This is a genomic window from Thermofilaceae archaeon (assembly GCA_038731975.1).
Classification (GTDB): domain Archaea; phylum Thermoproteota; class Thermoprotei; order Thermofilales; family Thermofilaceae; genus JANXEW01.
Map to the genome: position 1 here is coordinate 1 of JAVYQJ010000069.1, position 3240 is coordinate 3240.

Genomic DNA, 3240 nt, shown 5'->3' on the forward strand with positions numbered 1-3240 from the left:
CCCGTAGTATCACCTCCAAGTAATACTCCCGTGCTCACCCTAAAAAGGTATTACGTCGCATTCTATTTATAGAACACGAACAGTTCATATAATTTATTGTGAATTAACAAAATTGTTGTCCACACTCCATGGAAGAAAAATAATCTTTAAATATGTGAATGTAACTAAGTCCATCTATGAAATTAATATTACTGAGTATATTGCTTGGATTAATTATACCGCTGTTTGTTCCAGTTTTTAACGGAGGCAGTCAATTTTATGTACTTGAAGTGTCGAGTACGTTCCCATTTGAGATAAATGGTATATCTTACTCTCCCGGTAACTACTATCTAACTTATAGAGGAATAGTAAATATAACCTTCTTCAATTTATATTATCAATCAAATACATCAAGATTACATCTTATAGGAATAAACTTTAATGGTACCTTCCTCAATTCGTCATCAGAAATTCTAGGTATATTAAAAATTTATAGTAGATCTAATTTTACATCTGTAATAGTTAACACTAGTGAGATATTTTATACGCGTATTTCTTCTCTTTACGATAGAGAATTTTACGTTACAGTTAATGCTAAACATGGCTCTCCAATAAGCAGTGGTTGGTATGCTTCTGGAGAGTTACTTACAATATCTTTAGGTGATACTTATCAAAATGGTTCAATAAGGTACGTAATATCTCATGTATTCGTTAACGGTACGCAGAAAACTTCATTTAGTGTTAATTCGCCTTTGGTAGTCAATGTGACATATCTTGTACAATATTTGGTTAACTTTTCTAAACCTACTTATGCATATATAAATGACAGTTTAGAAATAATGAGCTCCCAATGGCTATCTAACAATACTCAACTAGCTATTCCGAAATATATTAATCTAACTAGAGATACTAGAATATTTACTACTGGAAATTTTACCGGAGTAGTATATATTAGTAAACCGATAATTATAAATGATACTCAAATTTTCCAATATTATGTTAACGTTAAGGAGCCAATAATAGCTAAAATTAATGGAAATTATACTAATCTTACTTCAAATTGGTATAACGCGGGGACGCAAATATATATCCCCCAATATTTTCCCTTAATTAATGATTATAGAATAACCATATATGGAAATCTTACTGGAATGTTTACTGTAGAGTCTCCACTTATAATAAATGATAGAGAGAACGTTCAATACTATTTACAATTTCCATTTTCTTTGCAAATAAGTCTATCTAATGGTACATCATACTATGGAACAAATATATGGATTAATAATGGTACTTATGCGGTAATATATTCTCAAATACGTTATATAAATAATGTAACTAGAGCAGTGGTAATACAACAAGTCTTTAATTCTCCAAACTTTGGGAAATTAAATTATATATTACAATATTTTGTTACTTCAAATTTACCATTACCCGTTTCCATAAATGGAACTAACACTACATTAACTAATGGCTGGTTTAATCGAAGTACAGTATTTTACGTCTACCCTGTGTATTATGTGAATTCTACTGAAAGAATAGTGATCTTATATATTAATTATAGAAATGTTACTTTACTCTCACCATTATCTTTTAATGTATATTATATTAGAGAATATCTAGTTAATATAGAGGGATATTACTCACATTCAGCTATATTAGACGAGAAATTCTGGGAACCTTATGGTTCTATTGTGCAAGTACCATTGCAATATAAATATGAAGGCATTTATTTTGAATCCAATTCAACTACTAATCAATATTATATATTTGCTCCTATAAACATTACGATTTATTATGAACCAATAGATATTACAACTTCAGTCTATGCTCCAGTGCTTGCAGGATTACCTATAGAAGCGTTCGTAATAACTGTGGTTATAATAATCATCTTAACGTTAGTTTTACTTGCATTTAACAGAAGTAAGGTTAATAAATAAATGATTTTATCAAAGAGTGTGCCTCATAATTAATGAATAAAATATTAATAATGTTATTCAAAGAGTTTTGAATCAGCTAATCATTTACTTTTAGTATAGTCTTTTCATAGTAGCAGCAAAGAGGGTTGCAAAAAGTTTTTTTAATAAGGCCAATAAGAAAAGAACTCCCCACATACACTTATATAGTATGATAATAATTTTATACTGTGGTACTTTTAAGTATTACAATAACAGCTAAAAATGAAGCTCCAGTAATAGATAAGGTATTAAATAACTTGGTTGAACAGCTAAATGATCTAAATTATGAAATGATTTTAATAGATAATTGGAGTACTGATAATACTTTTCAGCTATTAAAGAAATATGAAAATGAATACATTAAAGTTTTTAGATACAAAGGGAGTAAAGGCTCTGCAAGAAATTTTGCTCTTAAAAATGCAGATGGAAAATATGTAATGGCATTAGATGCTGATCAGATTTATCTTAATTTGGATAAATTTCTTAAAGATTACTTTTCAACATATTCTTCATATGCGGTAAAAATTGGGAGAAGCTCATTTCCGATAATATCTCCCAAGGAATTATTAATGAATGTAGGAGGATGGAGAGATCTGCAGTTTGGAGAAGATTGGGATTTATGGTTTAGATTGGCGGAGGCATGTAAATACGTTTATCTTGCAGATTATGATTGGGTATTTGGAGAACATATTAGAGATCATAAAAATAATTATAGTTCAATAATATCAAGAATACGAAAATATATGATAAAATATAGAGATTTATATATAGTTGGATTACCAGTTTACTCACAAAATATTTATGATAAGTTTTTTTATCGGCTAGGAAGGGTGTTATCATTTTTCAATAGCGAAAAGAAAATAGTATATAATTGCACTAAATACTTAGAAATGCCTATTGATAAAATGGGAAGCGAAATTGATTGGGATTTGCAGTTTCATTATAATTTAATTAAATATCAACTTTTAACGTGCAAAAATAAGACTATATTTTTAGAAATATTATCTAAAATTGATAATTATTTAAAAAGAAATTACGGTATAATGTAACATATAAACCACATCATTTATTCTAATCTCCCATTTTTTAGAAAGCTAAATGTTTACTTTTGTATTTATAGGATCTAAAAGATTAACGAGAACTTGACGTATCGATATGTAAGATTCCATTATCTTCTCCGAGTGTGGACAACAATTTCATTCATTTGGAATATTTACATTTATTATCACTCCCCTGTCTAGCAAATATACTGGAGCGTAAAGCGCGTTATAAGCTAGAAAGAACACTGATAACCACCTCGTGAGCG

The 3240-nt window shown here is 28.9% G+C and carries 3 protein-coding genes; 2 read left to right on the forward strand and 1 reads right to left on the reverse strand.

Going from position 1 to position 3240, the window contains the following annotated elements:
- The first annotated feature begins 176 nt into the window (after positions 1–176).
- Both QXF46_09465 and QXF46_09470 read left to right on the forward strand, forming a co-directional pair.
- Positions 177–1916 carry a hypothetical protein gene (locus QXF46_09465; protein MEM0227089.1) on the forward strand — a complete coding sequence of 580 codons (1740 nt, stop codon included), beginning with the start codon at positions 177–179 and terminating at the stop codon, positions 1914–1916.
- 206 nt (positions 1917–2122) lie between these two features.
- Positions 2123–2983 (forward strand): glycosyltransferase family A protein, encoded by an 861-nt coding sequence (locus QXF46_09470; protein ID MEM0227090.1) that lies wholly within the window; start codon positions 2123–2125, stop codon positions 2981–2983.
- Positions 2984–3130: 147 nt separating this feature from the next.
- On the opposite strand, the gene QXF46_09475 is transcribed toward QXF46_09470, so the two are convergent.
- Positions 3131–3240: IS6 family transposase (locus QXF46_09475; protein MEM0227091.1), on the reverse strand; the 110-nt coding region annotated here is incomplete at its 5' end.